This window comes from Cohnella fermenti (assembly GCF_004801405.1).
Taxonomy (GTDB): Bacteria; Bacillota; Bacilli; order Paenibacillales; family Paenibacillaceae; genus Cohnella; species Cohnella fermenti.
This window is the reverse complement of the sequence record NZ_SSOB01000119.1, coordinates 1-681: the sequence shown is the minus strand read 5'-3', so window position 1 is coordinate 681 and position 681 is coordinate 1. Positions and strand designations below refer to the sequence as shown.

General features: G+C 52.7%; 1 protein-coding gene. It reads left to right on the top strand.

The genetic code is table 11. The annotated features are described in order from the left end of the window. A partial coding sequence (locus E6C55_RS33275) for a transposase (protein ID WP_136374121.1) occupies window positions 1–681 on the top strand: 681 nt, incomplete at both ends.

Sequence of the window (681 nt, the reverse complement as noted above, 5' to 3'; positions counted from 1 at the left end):
GTTAGTTCCTGAAGATCACTTGCTCCGGCTAATCGATATGCATATCGACTTCTCCTTTATTACGGAGAAAACGAGGCCCTTCTACACGAGTACGACGGGCCGTCCCCCCATTCCGCCGATTCGTCTCTTCAAGATGATGTTAATCGGCTATTTGTACGGCATCCGTTCGGAGCGACAACTGGAGATCGAAATCAACCTTAATGTGGCCTACCGTTGGTTCTTGGGACTTGGGTTGTACGAGCGTGTGCCGGATCATTCGACCATCAGCTACAATCGGAACGAGCGCTTTAAAGACAGCGACCTCTTCCAGGAAATCTTCGATGAACTGGTTCGTGTAGCCATTCACCATCGTCTGGTGGCCGGACGCGTATTGTTGACGGATGCCACCCACATTCGAGCGAATGCGAACAACAACCGGTACACCATGCAGGTTGTCAACGAGACCCCGCAGGCCTATCTGACGGAACTGGAAAAGGCCATCGATGAAGATCGAGCCTTGCACGGCAAAAAGCCGTTGCCTCCGGCAAAAGAGAGGGAAGAGAAGACACGTAAAACGAGCGTTACCGACCCGGAAAGCGGCTTTATGAAGCGGATCGGCAAACCCGAAGGCTTCCACTTTCTCGAGCACCGGACGGTCGATCATAAGTTCGGCATCATCACCGATGCCTACATTACACCCGG